The organism is Paraburkholderia aromaticivorans, from assembly GCF_012689525.1.
Taxonomy (GTDB): Bacteria; Pseudomonadota; Gammaproteobacteria; order Burkholderiales; family Burkholderiaceae; genus Paraburkholderia; species Paraburkholderia aromaticivorans_A.
In genome coordinates, this window is the sequence record NZ_CP051516.1 from 1690408 (window position 1) to 1707162 (window position 16755).

Consider the following 16755-nt stretch of genomic DNA (forward strand, 5'->3'; position numbering starts at 1 on the left):
CACCATGCCTAAAAAACGTTCTTCTCCCAATCGCAACGTGCAGATCGCCGATCAGATCCAGCGCGATTTGTCCGAGCTGCTGCGCGAGGTCAAGGATCCGCGCATCGGCATCGTCACGATTCAAAGCGTCGAGCTGACGCCCGACTATGCGCACGCCAAAGTCTATTTCACGACGCTCACCGGCGATCCGCAGCAGACGCTCGAAGCGCTCACGCATGCGGCCGGCCATCTGCATAATCAGTTGTTCAAGCGCCTGCATATCCACACCGTGCCGACGCTGCATTTCCATTACGACAAAACGATCGAGCGCGCCGTCGAGATGTCGCGTTTGATCGACGAAGCCAACGCCAATCGCGCGAAAGAAGACTGAGCGCGCTGTTTGTTGCGGCGCTCGCTGCCATGCCTGAGTCGCCATGCGCTCAGTGCTGTTTCCGTATCCATCGAAGACTTTTGTCTTTCTGACATGACCGCACCTCAACGCCCCCGCGTGCCGCGTCGCGCGCTCGACGGCGTCCTGCTGCTCGACAAGCCGCTCGGCCTGTCGAGCAACGACGCGCTGATTCGCGCGAAGCGTCTCTATCTGGCGAAAAAGGCGGGCCACACCGGCACGCTCGATCCACTGGCGACCGGTTTGCTGCCGCTCTGTTTCGGCGAAGCCACCAAGTTTTCGCAAGACCTGCTCGAAGCCGACAAGACGTATGAGGCCACCATGCGCCTCGGCATTCGCACGACCACCGGCGACGCCGAAGGCGAAGCGATCGACACACGTGAAGTGACCTGCGACGAGGCCGCGGTTCAGGCGGTTCTGCCGACATTCCTTGGCGAGATCACGCAGGTTCCGCCGATGTATTCGGCGCTCAAGCGTGACGGTAAGCCGCTGTACGAATACGCGCGTGCGGGCCAGACCGTGGAGCGGGAAGGGCGTCAGGTGACGATCCTCGCGCTCGAGATGCTCGCTTGCGCGTTGCCGGATGTGACGTTTCGCGTGACGTGCAGCAAGGGCACCTATGTGCGCACGCTGGCTGAGGATATCGGCGAAGCGTTGGGTTGTGGCGCGCATCTGGTGGCGCTGCGGCGCACCGGCGTCGGCGCGTTGACGCTCGACAATTCGGTGACGCTCGACGCGTTGTCCGACGCCGCTGAAGGCGAACGCGATGCGTGGCTGCAACCGGTGGATGCATTGCTGTCGACATTCCCTCTCGTGCAGTTGGACGAAGACGCGACGCGCCGCTTCCTGCACGGTCAGCGGTTGAAGTTGTCCGAATTGACGATCACGGGCGAAGCAGTGAATGCGCCGCGCGTCCGAGTGTATGCGGCGGAAGGGCGTCTGCTCGGAGTCGCAAAACAAGGTGAGGGTGTACTGGCGCCCGAACGGCTGGTCGTCACGACGGCGAACTGAAAGCCGTGCAGGTGGCGAAGCGCGCGACAAACGCGCTGCAAAGAAAAAGGCGGGACCGCTCAGAAGAAGCGGTCCCGCCTTTTTTCATATCGTTTTGCCGGATTCGGACCAGCGTCGAAAACTCAGTGCGCCGCCGCAGCCGCCGCACCCGCGTCGCCACCGGCGCGCTCAGGCCTCGTGACCCAAATCAACGCGATCAGCGCGATAAAAATGCCGGCGGAAACGAAGAACAGATCGTTCACACCGAGTTGCGCGGCCTGTTGCGTCGCCATCGTGTTGAACAGCCCATAAGCCTGCGGTTGACTGAAACCCGCCGCGCCCATTTGCCGGATCGACTGGTCGAACACCGGGTTGTACGCGTTAGCCTGTTCGGCCAGTTGCGCGTGATGCATGATCGTGCGGTGATCCCACGCCGTCTGGAAGATCGACGTGCCGATGCCGCCGCACATGATCCGCACGAAATTCGACAAGCCCGATGCCGCCGGAATCCGGTTGCCCGGCAGCCCCGACAGGGTGATCGACACCAGCGGGATAAAGAACCCGGCCATGCCGATTCCTTGAATCAAGGTGGGCATTAGCAGCGAATATGTATCGACGCCGGTCGTATAACGCGAGCGCATCCAGAAACACAGCGCGAACACGAGGAACGACAGGGTCGCGATATAGCGCGGATCGGTACGCGGCAAAACCTTGCCCGTGATCGGCGACAACAGCACGGCAAACAGCCCGACCGGCGCCATGACGAGGCCGGCTTGGGTCGCGGTATAACCGATATCGGTTTGCAGCCACAAGGGCAGCAGCACCAGATTGCCGAAGTAAAGTCCGTATCCAATCGATAACGCGACGGTACCGCCCGTGAAATTGCGCCGGCTGAACAGCGACAGGTCGACCACCGGATGCTCGGCCGTCAATTCCCACACGATAAAGAACGCGAGCGCGACCACCGCGACCAGCGCCAGCACGACGACGGTCGTCGACGAAAACCAGTCGAGATCCTTGCCTTTGTCGAGCATGACCTGCAGCGAGCCGACCCAGACGATCAAGAGGCCGAGACCGACGCCGTCGATCGGCGCTTTTCTGATGACCGAATCGCGGTTGCGGAAGATCATCCACGTGGCCACGGCGGCAATCGCGCCGACCGGAATATTGACGTAGAAAATCCACGGCCACGAGATGTTGTCCGAGATCCAGCCGCCGAGAATCGGGCCGGCCACCGGCGCGATCAGCGTGGTCATTGCCCACATGGATAACGCCATGGGCGCCTTGGCGCGTGGATAGCTCGCCAGCAGCAGCGTCTGCGACAGCGGAATCATCGGACCGGCCACCGCGCCCTGCAAGACGCGCGAAGCGAGCAGGAACGGCAGGGTCGGCGCGAGGCCGCACATCCACGACGAGATCACGAACAGGATGATCGACGCCATGAACAGCCGCACCTGACCGATGCGTTCGGTCAGCCAGCCGGTGAGCGGCACGGAGATCGCGTTGGCAACCGCGAACGAGGTGATTACCCACGTGCCCTGGTCGGACGACACGCCGAGGTCGCCCGAAATCGAAGGAATCGACACGTTGGCGATCGACGTGTCGAGCACGTTCATGAAAACGGCGAGCGACACCGCGATGGTGCCGATCACCAGTTGCGCGCCCTCGAGCGGCGGATGAGGGACTTGCGCCTGAGCCTGAGCCATTAAAGAAGCCTTGTCTGATTCGTCGCGCGGCTTACATCTGCTTTGCTACGACAGGCTTCGCGCCGCCGGCCTGGGTCGACTTTTGCGAGCCGCCGTTCGGACCTGCGTTTTCCGAAATGATGCGAGCGATTTCCGCGTCAGCCTGGTCGCCGTACTTCTCGAACACGTTGGTCTGATAGACCGTGTTCGGCGCCTGGCCGAGCTGGCCGCCGTTGTCGTCCTTGATGCTGACGTCGGCTTGCATGGACAGGCCGATACGCAGCGGATGCTGTTCAAGTTCCTTCGGGTCGAGCGCGATCCGTACCGGCAGACGCTGCACCACCTTGATCCAGTTGCCGGTCGCGTTCTGCGCGGGCAGCAGCGAGAACGCCGAACCCGTGCCCGCCGAGAAGCCGACCACCTTGCCGTGATACACCACCGACGAACCGTACACGTCGGCCGTCAGTTCGACCGGCTGGCCGATGTGCATGTGCTTGAGCTGCACTTCCTTGAAGTTCGCGTCGACCCACACGCCGCCGAGCGGCACGATCGCCATCAACGGCGTACCCGGCGAGACGCGCTGGCCGACCTGCACCGAGCGCTTCGCCACGTAGCCCGTGACCGGCGCCGGCAGGTTGTTACGCGCGTTGTTCAGGTACGCGTCGCGGACCTTCGCGGCGGCGGCATGCACGTTCGGGTGATTCGCGATCGTGGTGTTGGCGGTCAACGCGCGGTTCGACGCCAGTTGCTGCTGGGCGGCGTCGACGGCGGCTTGCGCGCTCTTCACGGCGTCGCGGGCGTGCGAGATTTCTTCCTGCGACACGGCACCGGTTTGCGCGACCGTCATACGGCGTTTCAGGTCGTCCTGGGCGCGGGACAGATCGGCCTGGCGCACGGCGACTTGCGCCTGGTATTGATTGTCGTCGGCGAACAGGCCGCGCACCTGGCGCACCGTCTGCGCGAGATTCGCTTCGGCCTGTTCCAGCGCGACGCGGGCGTCGGCCGGATCGAGCACGACGAGCGGGTCGCCGGCCTTCACCGTTTGCGTGTCGTCCGCATTCACGGCGACGACCGTGCCGGTGACTTGCGGCGTGATCTGCACGACGTTGCCGTTCACGTACGCGTCGTCGGTCTCTTCATGGAAGCGCGCGACGAGGAAGTAATAAAAGCCATAAGCGATCGCGGCGATCAGGATCACGATGACGAGCAGCGTCATCATGAGCTTGCGTTTGCCGTTGTTCGCCGGTGGCTGCTTCGGCTGCGGGGCCGACTGAGTCGGTTGTGTGGTAGCCGCGGGCTGTTGGGTGGTGCTCATTGATGTGCTCCGGGTTCTTTCAAACGTCGTCGTTTATTCGGATGTTCGTACGTGGGTTCGATCGGCCTGTGGCTCGCGCGCTCAGTTCGCCGCGGCAGTCGCGGCGGTGGCCGATGCCGGAGCATCGGTCGGCACCACGAGGCCGGTCTGCGTCGCGTCGAAACCGCCGCCGAGCGCCTTGATGAGCCCGATCTGCAGGTCGCGGCGGCGCATTTTCAGGCCGGTCACCGTTTGGTCGGCGGCGAGGCGGTTCTGGTCGGCGGTCAGCACCTGCAACTGCGGCGACAAACCGGCCTTGTAGCGGATCACTGCCAGCTGGTACGCCTTGGTCGATGCGTCGAGCGCGCGTTGTGCGTCGCCTTGCTGCTGGTCGATCGAACGGATCGACGACACTTGCGTCGCGACGTCCGAGAGGGCGCCGATCAGCGTCTGGTTGTAGTTCGCCACGTCCAGGTCGAAGTCGGCGTAGCGGCCCTTCAGTTGCGAGCGTAGCGCGCCCGCGTCGAAGATCGGCAGGTGGATCGCTGGGCCGAACTGGATCTGGCGGCTGCCCGCGGTGAGAAAGCGGCCCCAGCCGAACGCGTCGAAACCGAAGCCGGCCGCGAGGTTGACATCCGGGAAGAATTCGGCTTTTGCTTCCTTCACATCGTGCATCGCGGCTTCGACTTGCCAGCGCGCGGCGACGATATCCGCGCGGCGCGCGACGAGATCAGCCGGCAAATTGTTCGGCAGCGCCACGACGTTGCCGTTGGTCAGCACGGGCTGGGCGATTTGCAGGCCGCGATCCGGACCTTTGCCGAGCAGGGCGCCCAACTGATAGCGCACGACGGTGATCTGGCCGTCGAGATCGGTCAAATTGGACTGGCTGGTCGCGATGTTGCCGTTCGCTGTCTGCCGCTCGACATTGGTGTCGAGGCCGGCCGTCACGCGGCCATTGGTGATGCGGCCGATATCCTGGCGGTTCGCGATTTCGCGCGCGGCGATGTCGCGGAACGCGTACAGCTGCGCGAGCTGGTTATACGTGCTGGCCACCGACGCCGCGAGCGTCACGCGTGCCTGCTGCATGTCGGCCTCAGCGGCCTTTGCCTGCGACACGGCTTGGCCCAGACGCTGGCGATTCTTGCCCCACAGGTCCAGGTCCCACGACGCGCTCGCGAGCACGTTGTTTTCGCTGTACCAGGTGCCGCCGTACGGAGGCGGGTAGAGCGCATTGGCGGAAAAGATCTCGCGGGTCCACGAATAGCTGCCGTTCACCTTCGGGTACAGCGCCGAGCGCGAGCTCTCGATATAGGACGAGGCCTTGGCGAGACGCGCCTGCGCCTGCGCGATCGACGGGCTGCCTTCCAGCGCTTCAGTGATCAGCTTGGGCAGTTGCGGGTCGCCGAACTGGTTGGCCCAGTCGAGCGACGGCCACTGGCCGCCCTGGCCGGCGAGGCTCTGCGTGGACTCGTACTGAGCGGGCGACGAGATCTGCTTGTCGCTTTTCATGCCGAAGTAGTTCGCGCACCCCGTGAGGGCGAGCGCCGTCACCGCGGCGGCGACAGCGGCCCGGCTCGAAAGCGCGGGCGCGGACAGGGAAAGGGATTTCATCGCTCGACTCTTTGAGTGGAATGTAATGATGGACACTGCAAGCAATTTCTTACGATTTGCCGTCGAAATTGCTCGCTGCATCACGGGCTAGTCCCGTTTGTTCGCCGGAATTGATGAGCACGCGACGCAGCATGCTCTTCAGAAAACCCACTTCTTCCGGGGTGAAGCCGCCTAGCAGGCTGTCCAGCACCCCGGTGAAAATAGCCGGCATCTTGGCGGCGATGGCATGACCTTCCGGCGTCAGCGCGAGGCGCACGACCCGCCGGTCCTCATTGCTGCGCACCCGCGTCAGCAGGCCGCGTTTCTCCAACCGGTCGATCAGACGCGTGACGGCGCTCGCGTCGATGCCGTATTCACGGGCCAGTTCGGCCGCCAGCAGGCATTTGCCGCTCGCCACCATGAACAGGATGCTGCCTTGCTGGCTGGTGATGCCCAGCTCGGCCATGCTGCGCTGGGTGACCAGGTTCGACAGGGTCGATTTCACTCGCGAGATCAGATAGCCGACGCTTTCGCCTAGCTGATATTCGCTGAGGTCCGACGCGGGTGTAGCGGACGGCTCCGTCATGATTCTCGTGCGAATGCAATGGTTGACTAGGCAGGATTATAGAGGTCGGTTGGTTGACGCGGCAAGTGTTATTACAGCTTAGGCAAGGAACTTTCCCCGCTCAAGTCATAATCCGCGTGATTTTGCGTAGGATTTCGCCCGCAAGCTTACGTTTCATTTCTGACGCGCCGCTGCGCCGACGACGGTGGGTCTATCAGGGAATACCAGATAGGTTCATTTGCACGTGCTACAATATTGGGTTCCCAAAAGTGCGCTTTGGGCTTTGTTGGCTTTGTACACAATGCTGCTGCTGGCGCACTCAACTGTCTCCAGGTTCCTATGACTCGCGCCCTACGCAACATCGCCATCATTGCTCACGTCGACCACGGCAAAACCACGCTCGTCGACCAGCTCCTCCGCCAGACCGCCACGTTCCGTGACAACCAGCAGATCGCTGAGCGCGTGATGGACTCGAACGACATCGAAAAAGAACGTGGCATCACGATTCTTTCGAAGAACTGCGCGGTCGAGTACGAAGGCACGCACATCAACATCGTCGACACGCCGGGCCACGCCGACTTCGGCGGCGAAGTGGAGCGCGTGCTGTCGATGGTGGACTCGGTGCTGCTGCTGGTCGATGCCGTCGAAGGCCCGATGCCGCAAACGCGCTTCGTGACCAAGAAAGCGCTGGCGCTCGGTCTGAAGCCGATCGTTGTGATCAACAAGGTCGACCGGCCGGGCGCGCGGATCGACTGGGTGATCAACCAGACGTTTGACCTGTTCGACAAGCTGGGCGCAACCGAGGAACAACTTGACTTCCCGATCGTGTACGCATCGGGTCTGAATGGCTACGCAGGCTTGAACTCGGACGTGCGCGAAGGCGACATGCGCCCGCTGTTCGAGGCAGTGCTGGAACACGTGCCGGTTCGCCCGGCTGATTCGTCGGCTCCGCTGCAACTGCAGATCACGTCGCTCGACTACTCGTCGTATGTCGGCCGTATCGGCGTGGGCCGCATCACGCGCGGCACGATCAGGCCGGGCATGTCCGTTGCCGTGCGTTCGGGTCCCGATGGCGCGATTCTGAACCGCAAGATCAACCAGGTGCTGTCGTTCAAGGGGCTGGAGCGCGTCCAGGTCGACTTGGCTGAAGCCGGCGACATCGTGCTAATCAACGGCATCGAAGAAATCGGTATCGGTGTGACCATCTGCGCACCGGAACAACCGGAAGCGCTGCCCATGATCACCGTCGACGAACCGACGCTGACCATGAACTTCCTCGTCAATTCGTCGCCGCTGGCCGGCCGCGAAGGCAAGTTCGTCACGAGCCGTCAGATCCGTGACCGCCTGATGAAGGAACTGAACCACAACGTCGCGCTGCGCGTGAAGGAAACCGGCGACGAAACCACGTTCGAAGTGGCGGGCCGCGGTGAACTGCACCTGACCATTCTCGTGGAAAACATGCGTCGCGAAGGCTACGAGTTGGCCGTGTCGCGTCCGCGCGTGGTGATGACGGAAGTCGACGGCGTGAAGCACGAGCCGTACGAAAACCTGACCGTCGACATGGAAGACGGCCACCAAGGCGGCGTGATGGAAGAGTTGGGCCGCCGCAAGGGCGAAATGCTCGACATGGCGTCGGACGGCCGTGGTCGTACTCGTCTCGAGTACCGTATTTCGGCGCGTGGCCTGATCGGCTTCCAGTCGGAATTCCTGACGCTCACGCGCGGCACAGGTCTGATGAGCCACACGTTCGACTCGTATCAGCCGGTGCGGGAAGGCGCGGTCGGCGAGCGTCGCAACGGCGTGCTGATTTCGCAGGACGACGGCGCGGCCGTGGCCTACGCGTTGTGGAAGCTGCAGGATCGCGGCCGTATGTTCGTGTCGCCGGGCGAGCCGCTGTACGAAGGCATGATCATCGGCATTCACAGCCGTGACAACGACCTGGTCGTGAACCCGATCAAGGGCAAGCAACTGACCAACGTGCGTTCGTCGGGTACGGACGAAGCGGTGCGCCTCGTGCCGCCGATCCAGATGTCGCTGGAATACGCGGTCGAATTCATCGACGACGACGAACTCGTCGAAGTCACGCCGCAATCGATCCGTCTGCGCAAGCGTTACCTGAAGGAACACGAGCGTCGCAGCGCAAGCCGCAAGGGCGCAGTGGACTAAGCGAGCGGGCATCGGCGTTAGCCGGTACGACGCTTTAGCAGTCAAGCAAAAGCCACCTCCGGGTGGCTTTTGCCGTTTCTGGGCTTCGGCAGCTTGATGACCCGCTGCCGGCGGTTCGCCATTCCTTTGTCCCTGTTTCTCGCAGAAGATTGTTGCGAGCCGTGAAAGTCGCCCGAAAGCCCGCCGCGACGGGCTTGAGCGGCAGTCCGTCTGCTATCTGCACTATCCGTTCTGTGATATGCTCCCCGGGTGCAAAGTTTTAGGTCCTTCCAAGCAAGACTTGATTCGCGCAATCCGCTAAACGGTCAGGCCGTGTCGCGGAAGGTTCTGTAACCCGCTATTTCTCGAGAAACTCGAAGAAAGGTGAGCGTAAAAATGATGAAGCAATTCCAGTCGAACTCTTACCTGTTCGGCGGCAATGCTCCGTACGTAGAAGAAATGTACGAAGCGTATCTCGATAATCCGGCGTCAGTGCCCGAGAACTGGCGCAGCTATTTCGACGCGTTGCAGAACGTCCCTGCATCGGATGGCAGCAATGCCAACGACGTGGCCCACGGCCCGATCGTCGAATCGTTTGCTCAACGGGCCAAGGCTAATGCCTTCATCCCTCGCACGGCAACCGGCGGCGAAGATCTCGCTACCGCTCGCAAGCAAGTCTATGTGCAGTCCCTCATCGGCGCATATCGCTTCCTCGGCTCACAATGGGCCAATCTCGATCCCCTGAAGCGCCGCGAACGTCCCGCGATCCCCGAACTCGAACCCGCGTTCTACGACTTCACCGAAGCCGACATGGACCAGGAGTTCAGCGCAACGAATCTGTATTTCGGATTCGAGCGCGCGTCGCTGCGTGAGATCGTCAAGGCGTTGCGCGACACGTACTGCGGCACGATCGGCGCCGAGTACATGTACATCAGCGATCCGGAACAGAAGCGCTGGTGGAAAGAGAAGCTCGAATCGATCCGTTCGACGCCGAACTTCTCGAACGAAAAGAAAAAGCACATCCTGAATCGCCTGACGGCCGCTGAAGGCCTCGAGCGCTTCCTGCACACCAAGTACGTCGGCCAGAAACGCTTCTCGCTCGAAGGCGGCGAGAGCTTCATCGCGTCGATGGACGAAGTCGTGCGTCATGGCGGCGCCAACGGCGTTCAGGAAATCGTCATCGGCATGGCTCACCGTGGCCGTCTGAACGTGCTGGTCAATACGCTCGGCAAGATGCCGGCTGATCTGTTCGCCGAATTCGAAGGCAAGCACCACGACGACCTGCCGGCCGGCGACGTGAAGTACCACAAGGGCTTCTCGTCGGACGTCTCGACCGAAGGCGGCCCGGTTCACCTGTCGCTCGCGTTCAACCCGTCGCACCTCGAAATCGTCAACCCGGTGGTCGAAGGTTCGGCGAAGGCCCGTATGGACCGTCGCGGCGACGACAGCGGCCTGCAAGTGCTGCCGGTGCAGATCCACGGCGACGCGGCCTTCGCGGGCCAGGGCGTCGTGATGGAAACGCTGAACCTCGCGCAAACGCGCGGTTACGGCACGCACGGCACGCTGCACATCGTCATCAACAACCAGATCGGCTTCACGACGTCGGACCCGCGCGACTCGCGCTCCACGTTGTACTGCTCGGACGTCGTCAAGATGATCGAAGCGCCGGTGCTGCACGTGAACGGTGACGATCCTGAAGCGGTCGTGCTGGCTACGCAACTGGCTATCGACTTCCGGATGCAGTTCCACAAGGACGTCGTCGTCGACATCGTCTGCTTCCGCAAGCTGGGCCATAACGAGCAGGACACGCCGGCCGTCACGCAGCCGCTGATGTACAAGACGATCGCCAAGCACCCGGGCACGCGCGCACTGTACGCTGAAAAGCTGGTGCAGCAAGGCGTGATCAGCGCGGAAGAAGGCGACGAATTCGTCAAGGCTTACCGCAAGGCGATGGACGAAGGCCATCACACGGTTGACCCGGTGCTCTCGAACTACAAGAGCAAGTACGCGGTGGACTGGGTGCCGTTCCTGAACCGCAAGTGGACCGACGCAGCCGATACGGCCGTGCCGCTGGCGGAACTGAAGCGCCTCGCGGAACGCGTCACCACGGTCCCGGAAAACTTCAAGGTTCACCCGCTAGTTGAGCGCGTCATCAACGACCGTCGCGCAATGGGCCGTGGCGAAGCGAAGCTCGACTGGGGCATGGGCGAACACCTCGCATTCGCGTCGCTGGTCGCATCGGGCTACGCCGTGCGCCTGACGGGTCAGGACTCGGGCCGCGGCACGTTCACGCACCGTCACGCGGTGCTGCACGATCAGAACCGCGAACGCTGGAACGACGGCACGTACGTGCCGCTGCAGAACATCGCCGAAGGTCAGGCGAAGTTCACGGTGATCGACTCGGTGCTGTCGGAAGAAGCGGTGCTGGGCTTCGAATACGGTTACTCGACGGCTGAGCCGAACACGTTCGTCGCGTGGGAAGCGCAGTTCGGCGACTTCGTGAACGGCGCGCAAGTCGTGATCGACCAGTTCATCTCGTCGGGCGAAGTGAAGTGGGGCCGCGTGTCGGGTCTGACGATGCTGCTGCCGCATGGCTACGAAGGCCAGGGTCCGGAGCACTCGTCGACGCGTATCGAACGTTTCCTGCAACTGTGCGCAGACCACAACATGCAGGTCGTTCAACCGACCACGCCGGCGCAGATTTTCCACCTGTTGCGCCGTCAGATGATCCGCCTGTTCCGCAAGCCGCTGATCGTCGCTACGCCGAAGTCGCTGCTGCGACACAAGGAAGCCGTGTCCGATCTGTCGGAACTGGCGAAGGGTGCGTTCCAGCCGATCCTCAGCGAAATCGACGAAGCCATCGAGGCGAAGAAGGTCAAGCGCGTGGTCGCCTGTTCGGGTCGCGTCTATTACGACCTGCTCGCACATCGCCGCGAATCGAAGTCGAACGACGTCGCGATCATCCGTATCGAACAGCTGTATCCGTTCGCGCATAAGCAGTTCGAAACGGAAATGAAGAAGTACGACAACGCGACCGAAGTGGTCTGGGTGCAGGACGAGCCGCAGAATCAAGGCCCGTGGTTCTACATCGAGCACCACCTGAAGGAAGGCATGAAGGACGGGCAAAAGCTGGCATACAGCGGACGTCCGGCTTCGGCTTCGCCGGCAGTCGGCTACTACGCGAAGCACTACGAGCAGCAGAAGGCGCTGGTCGAAGGCGCTTTCGGCCGCCTCAAGAGCGCGTCGATCGCTAAATAAACATTAGAACCGAACCGGGAAAGCGCAACGCGCTTTCCCGTGCCGCCTTCAGTGACCCAATAAGGATCGCTCGCGGCATTTGAGGTTCGCAGGCGGTCGTCGGATCCACGGATCGCGCGCCGTCACCCGATACGTATTCAGGATATTCATAATGGCTATTGTTGAAGTCAAGGTCCCCCAGCTCTCCGAGTCGGTCTCGGAAGCCACGATGCTGCAGTGGAAGAAGAAGCCGGGCGAAGCGGTTGCTGTAGACGAAATTCTCATCGAAATCGAGACCGACAAGGTCGTGCTCGAAGTGCCGGCACCCTCGGCCGGCGTACTCGCGCAAGTCATCGCGAACGACGGCGACACCGTCACGGCTGAGCAAGTGATCGCCAAGATCGACACCGAAGGCACGGCAGGCGCCGCTGCTGTCGAAGCCGAAGTGAAGCCCGCTCCGGAAGCCGCACCGGCACCCGCCGCTGCAGCGGCTCCGGCGGCTCAAGCCGCATCCGCAACGGGTGCGAATACCGCTGCTTCGCCGGCTGCCGGCAAGCTGATGGCCGAAAAGGGTCTGGGCGCGGGCGATGTCGCCGGCACGGGCCGCGACGGCCGCATCACCAAGGGCGACGTGCTGACCGCGGGTGCACCGGCTGCCAAGGCCGCACCGGCTCCGGCACCGGCCGCCGCACCGAAGGCTGCCAGGCCTTCGCTGCCGGACGTCAAGGCGCCGGCTTCGGCTGACCAATGGCTGAAGGATCGTCCGGAACAACGCGTGCCGATGTCGCGTCTGCGTGCGCGTATCGCCGAGCGTCTGCTCGAGTCGCAGCAAACCAACGCCATCCTGACCACGTTCAACGAAGTGAACATGGCCCCGGTGATGGATCTGCGCAACAAGTACAAAGACCGGTTCGAGAAAGAACATGGCGTGAAGCTCGGCTTCATGTCGTTCTTCGTGAAGGCGGCGGTTCACGCGCTGAAGAAGTTCCCGCTGGTGAACGCGTCGATCGACGGTAACGATATCGTCTATCACGGCTACTTCGACATCGGTATCGCTGTCGGTTCGCCGCGCGGTCTGGTGGTGCCGATCCTGCGCAATGCAGATCAGCTGAGCCTCGCCGACATCGAGAAGAAGATCGCTGAATTCGGCCAGAAGGCCAAGGACGGCAAGCTGTCGATCGAAGACATGACCGGCGGTACGTTCTCGATCTCGAACGGTGGTGTGTTCGGTTCGATGCTGTCGACCCCGATCATCAACCCGCCGCAGTCGGCGATTCTGGGCGTGCACGCCACCAAGGAACGCGCTGTGGTCGAAAACGGCCAGATCGTGATCCGCCCGATGAACTACCTGGCGCTGTCGTACGACCACCGCATCATCGACGGTCGCGAAGCGGTGCTGTCGCTGGTCGCCATGAAGGATGCGCTGGAAGACCCGGCGCGCCTGCTGCTCGACCTGTAAGCGTCGGTTCGGCACCGGCTTGTCATTGCGCAAGCCGGCGCCATATATGCACCAAGCAGTCAGCACGTCTTTCGCATTCCGCAGTACAGGAACGCCGCGCGCCACGAAGCGTGGCCGCGCGCCGTTCCGTCATCAAAAGGATTGTCATGTCCAAAGAATTTGACGTCGTCGTGATCGGCGCAGGCCCTGGCGGTTACATCGCCGCCATCCGCGCAGCGCAGCTCGGCAAGACCGTCGCCTGTATCGAAAAATGGAAGAACCCGGCCGGCACGCTGAAGCTCGGCGGCACGTGCCTGAACGTGGGTTGCATTCCGTCGAAGGCGCTGCTCGCGTCGTCGGAAGAGTTTGAAAACGCGTCGCATCACCTGTCTGACCACGGCATCTCCGTGGAAAACGTGACGGTCGACGTCGCGAAGATGATGGCCCGTAAAGAAGGCATCGTCGAAAAGATGACCAAGGGCATCGAATTCCTGTTCCGCAAGAACAAGATCACGTGGCTCAAGGGCCACGGCAAGTTCACCGGCAAGACGGACGCCGGCGTGCAGATCGAAGTGAGCGGCGAAGGCGAAGCCGAAGTGGTCACGGCGAAGAACGTGATCATCGCCACGGGTTCGAAGGCGCGCCATCTGCCGAACATTCCGGTCGACAACAAGATCGTCGCCGACAACGAAGGCGCGTTGAGCTTCGACTCCACGCCGAAGAAACTGGCTGTGATCGGCGCAGGCGTGATCGGTCTGGAACTGGGTTCGGTGTGGCGCCGTCTTGGCGCGGAAGTGACCGTGCTCGAAGCGCTGCCGGAATTCCTCGGCGCGGCTGACCAGGCGCTGGCGAAAGAAGCGGCTAAGCAGTTCAAGAAACAAGGTCTGGACATCCACGTCGGCGTGAAGGTCGGCGAAGTGACGACGACCGACCAGAGCGTGACGATCAATTACACGGACAAGGACGGCAACGCGCAGAAGCTCGAAGCCGACCGCCTGATCGTGTCGATCGGCCGCGTGCCGAACACCGACAACCTCGGTCTCGAAGCAATCGGCCTGAAGGCCAACGAGCGTGGCTTCATCGACATCGACGATCATTGCGCGACGGCCGTGCCGAACGTGTACGCGATCGGCGACGTGGTGCGCGGCCCGATGCTCGCGCACAAGGCAGAAGACGAAGGCGTGCTGGTCGCCGAAATCATCGACGGTCAGAAGCCGCATATCGACTACAACTGCGTACCGTGGGTGATTTACACCGAACCGGAAATCGCGTGGGTCGGCAAGACCGAACAGCAACTGAAGGCCGAAGGCCGCGAGATCAAGACGGGCCAGTTCCCGTTCATGGCGAACGGCCGCGCGCTCGGCATCAACAAGGCGGATGGTTTCGTCAAGATGATCGCCGACGCCAAGACCGACGAACTGCTCGGCGTGCACATCATCTCGGCCAACGCGTCGGACCTGATCGCGGAAGCCGTGGTGGCGATGGAATTCAAGGCGGCGTCGGAAGACATCGGCCGCATTTGCCATCCGCACCCGTCGCTGTCGGAAGTCATGCGCGAGGCGGCACTCGCTGTCGACAAGCGCGCGCTGAACATGTAATTCCGCGCACGCCTGACTGACAGTACTCCGGCATTACCACGAAGGCGGGCGGGTTCATTCCCCCCGCCTTTCTATTTGCAGCAACACAATGAACGTCACCGAATACTACGAAAAAGAACTGCAGACGCGGGGTTACCAATCGGACCCGGCGCAGCGCGCGGCGGTCGACCGTCTGCAGCGGTGCTATGAAGAGTGGACCGAGTACAAGTCGCGCCGCTCGAACGCGTTCAAGAAACTGCTGATCCACCCGGATCTGCCGCGCGGCGTGTACATGTGGGGCGGCGTAGGGCGGGGCAAGAGCTTCCTGATGGACAGCTTTTACATGATCGTGCCGTTGCATCGCAAAACACGCCTGCATTTCCACGAGTTCATGCGCGAAGTGCACCGTGAGCTGGAAGACCTGAAGGGCACCGCCGATCCGCTAGACGAACTCGCGCGCCGCATTGCCAAACGCTACCGGATGATCTGTTTCGACGAATTCCACGTGTCGGATATCGCCGACGCGATGATCCTGTACCGCCTGCTCGACAAGCTGTTCGAAAACGGCGTGCAGTTCGTGATGACCTCCAACTACGATCCGGACACGCTGTATCCGGACGGGCTGCATCGCGACCGGATGCTGCCGGCGATCGACCTCATCAAGGCAAAGCTCGACGTGATCAACGTCGATGCGGGTATCGACTACCGGCAACGGACGCTGGCTCAGGTCGAGATGTATCACACGCCGCTCGGCGCCGCCGCCGACAAGGCGTTGCGCGATGCGTTCGCGCGCCTCGCCGCGGTGCCCGACGAAAGCCCGATCCTGCGTATCGAAAAGCGTGAGTTGAAGGCGCTGCGCCGCGCCGACGGCGTCGTGTGGTTCGACTTCGCCACCTTGTGCGGCGGCCCGCGCTCGCAGAACGACTATCTGGAACTGGCGAGCCGCTTTCACGCGGTGGTCCTTTCCGGCGTGCCGCAGATGTCCGTACGCATGGCGTCGGAGGCGCGCCGCTTCACGTGGCTGATCGACGTGTTCTACGACCACAAGGTGAAGCTGCTGATGTCCGCTGCGGTGCCGCCTGAAGAGTTGTACATGGACGGTCCGATGGCCAACGAGTTCACGCGTACGGTGTCGCGCATCGTCGAAATGCAGTCGAAGGAATATCTCGACACACCACGGCGGATCGTCGATACATCGCTGACCTGAGGCGTCGCGCGTCACGGCCGGCGGTGCTTTTACGATAGATCGCGCGCCGTTCGCCGATGACGCGCTGTCGTCCGGCGTATTTTCAAGATTCGGATTGGTCTTATATTCCGTCCGCGGACGACTGGATATCTTTTGTCGAGGTTTTGACAAAGGAGAAACCATGAATCCGTACCGTGATATCAACGACGAAGAATGGCAACGTGTCGCACCGTTGCTTCCCGAACTGCGGCCGCGCTCAGAATTGCGTGGCCGGCCGCTTGCCAATACACGCTCGGTGCTCAACGGCGTGCTGTGGATCATGTATAGCGGCGCCACCTGGTCCGCCATGCCGCGCAAGTACCCGTCCTACCAGACCTGTCATCGCCGCTTCAAGGTGTGGTATGAATCCGGCGTGCTTAACCGTGTCATGGAACAACTGTTCGGTGCGGCGAGCGAAGAGCTTTGCGGCCTGATGGAAGCGCGCATGCGTACGCACGTGAACGAGAAACCGCAGAGCGTCGAAGCCGAAAAGGCTCCGGTTGTCGCACCTGCGGTGTACAGCCCGCCTACGAGCCAACCACTGCCGTCCTCGCCGTTCGCGTTCCATTCGCCCTTCAAACACGCTGCATGACCCATTCAACCCAGCGTCTTCCAATAAAG

12 protein-coding genes are annotated in these 16755 nt (G+C 62.2%); 8 read left to right on the top strand and 4 right to left on the bottom strand.

What is annotated here, in order from left to right:
* Positions 1-4 precede the first annotated feature (4 nt).
* Both rbfA and truB read left to right on the top strand, forming a co-directional pair.
* Positions 5-370, top strand: coding sequence for a 30S ribosome-binding factor RbfA (gene rbfA / locus HF916_RS35440; RefSeq protein ID WP_042324072.1), 366 nt, complete (start codon positions 5-7; stop codon positions 368-370).
* Positions 371-463: 93 nt separating this feature from the next.
* Entirely contained in the window at positions 464-1399 is a 936-nt protein-coding gene (gene truB, locus HF916_RS35445; RefSeq protein ID WP_168793452.1) for a tRNA pseudouridine(55) synthase TruB, read from the top strand.
* 122 nt (positions 1400-1521) lie between these two features.
* Here the strand turns inward: truB and HF916_RS35450 are convergent, their stop codons facing one another.
* The 4 genes from HF916_RS35450 to HF916_RS35465 form a co-directional block, all read right to left on the bottom strand.
* Positions 1522-3084, bottom strand: coding sequence for a DHA2 family efflux MFS transporter permease subunit (locus HF916_RS35450; RefSeq protein ID WP_168793453.1), 1563 nt, complete (start codon positions 3082-3084; stop codon positions 1522-1524).
* A gap of 31 nt (positions 3085-3115) precedes the next feature.
* The gene (locus HF916_RS35455) at positions 3116-4378 is read right to left on the bottom strand and encodes an EmrA/EmrK family multidrug efflux transporter periplasmic adaptor subunit (RefSeq protein ID WP_168793454.1); all 1263 of its coding nucleotides are present in this window, start codon (positions 4376-4378) and stop codon (positions 3116-3118) included.
* Between the two features lie 81 nt (positions 4379-4459).
* Positions 4460-5968 (bottom strand): efflux transporter outer membrane subunit, encoded by a 1509-nt coding sequence (locus HF916_RS35460; protein ID WP_168793455.1) that lies wholly within the window; start codon positions 5966-5968, stop codon positions 4460-4462.
* Positions 5969-6017: 49 nt separating this feature from the next.
* Positions 6018-6533 (bottom strand): MarR family winged helix-turn-helix transcriptional regulator, encoded by a 516-nt coding sequence (locus HF916_RS35465; protein ID WP_168793456.1) that lies wholly within the window; start codon positions 6531-6533, stop codon positions 6018-6020.
* 318 nt (positions 6534-6851) lie between these two features.
* Between HF916_RS35465 and typA the strand changes: the two genes are divergently transcribed.
* The 6 genes from typA (at position 6852) to HF916_RS35495 (ending at position 16726) form a co-directional block, all read left to right on the top strand.
* A complete protein-coding gene (gene typA, locus HF916_RS35470) occupies positions 6852-8678 on the top strand; it encodes a translational GTPase TypA (protein ID WP_168793457.1) in 1827 nt (608 codons plus the stop codon).
* A 375-nt stretch (positions 8679-9053) separates the two neighbouring features.
* A complete protein-coding gene (locus HF916_RS35475; protein ID WP_168793458.1) occupies positions 9054-11915 on the top strand; it encodes a 2-oxoglutarate dehydrogenase E1 component in 2862 nt (953 codons plus the stop codon).
* A gap of 151 nt (positions 11916-12066) precedes the next feature.
* Positions 12067-13353, top strand: a complete 1287-nt coding sequence (gene odhB, locus HF916_RS35480) for a 2-oxoglutarate dehydrogenase complex dihydrolipoyllysine-residue succinyltransferase (RefSeq protein ID WP_168793459.1) — start codon at positions 12067-12069, stop codon at positions 13351-13353.
* Between the two features lie 146 nt (positions 13354-13499).
* Positions 13500-14930 (top strand): dihydrolipoyl dehydrogenase, encoded by a 1431-nt coding sequence (lpdA, locus tag HF916_RS35485; protein WP_168793460.1) that lies wholly within the window; start codon positions 13500-13502, stop codon positions 14928-14930.
* Between the two features lie 88 nt (positions 14931-15018).
* Complete coding sequence (zapE, locus tag HF916_RS35490) at positions 15019-16116, top strand: cell division protein ZapE (RefSeq protein WP_168793461.1); 1098 nt, start codon at positions 15019-15021, stop codon at positions 16114-16116.
* A gap of 160 nt (positions 16117-16276) precedes the next feature.
* Positions 16277-16726: a transposase gene (locus HF916_RS35495; protein ID WP_168793462.1), complete on the top strand. Its 450-nt coding sequence runs from the start codon at positions 16277-16279 to the stop codon at positions 16724-16726.
* Positions 16727-16755: the final 29 nt, after the last annotated feature.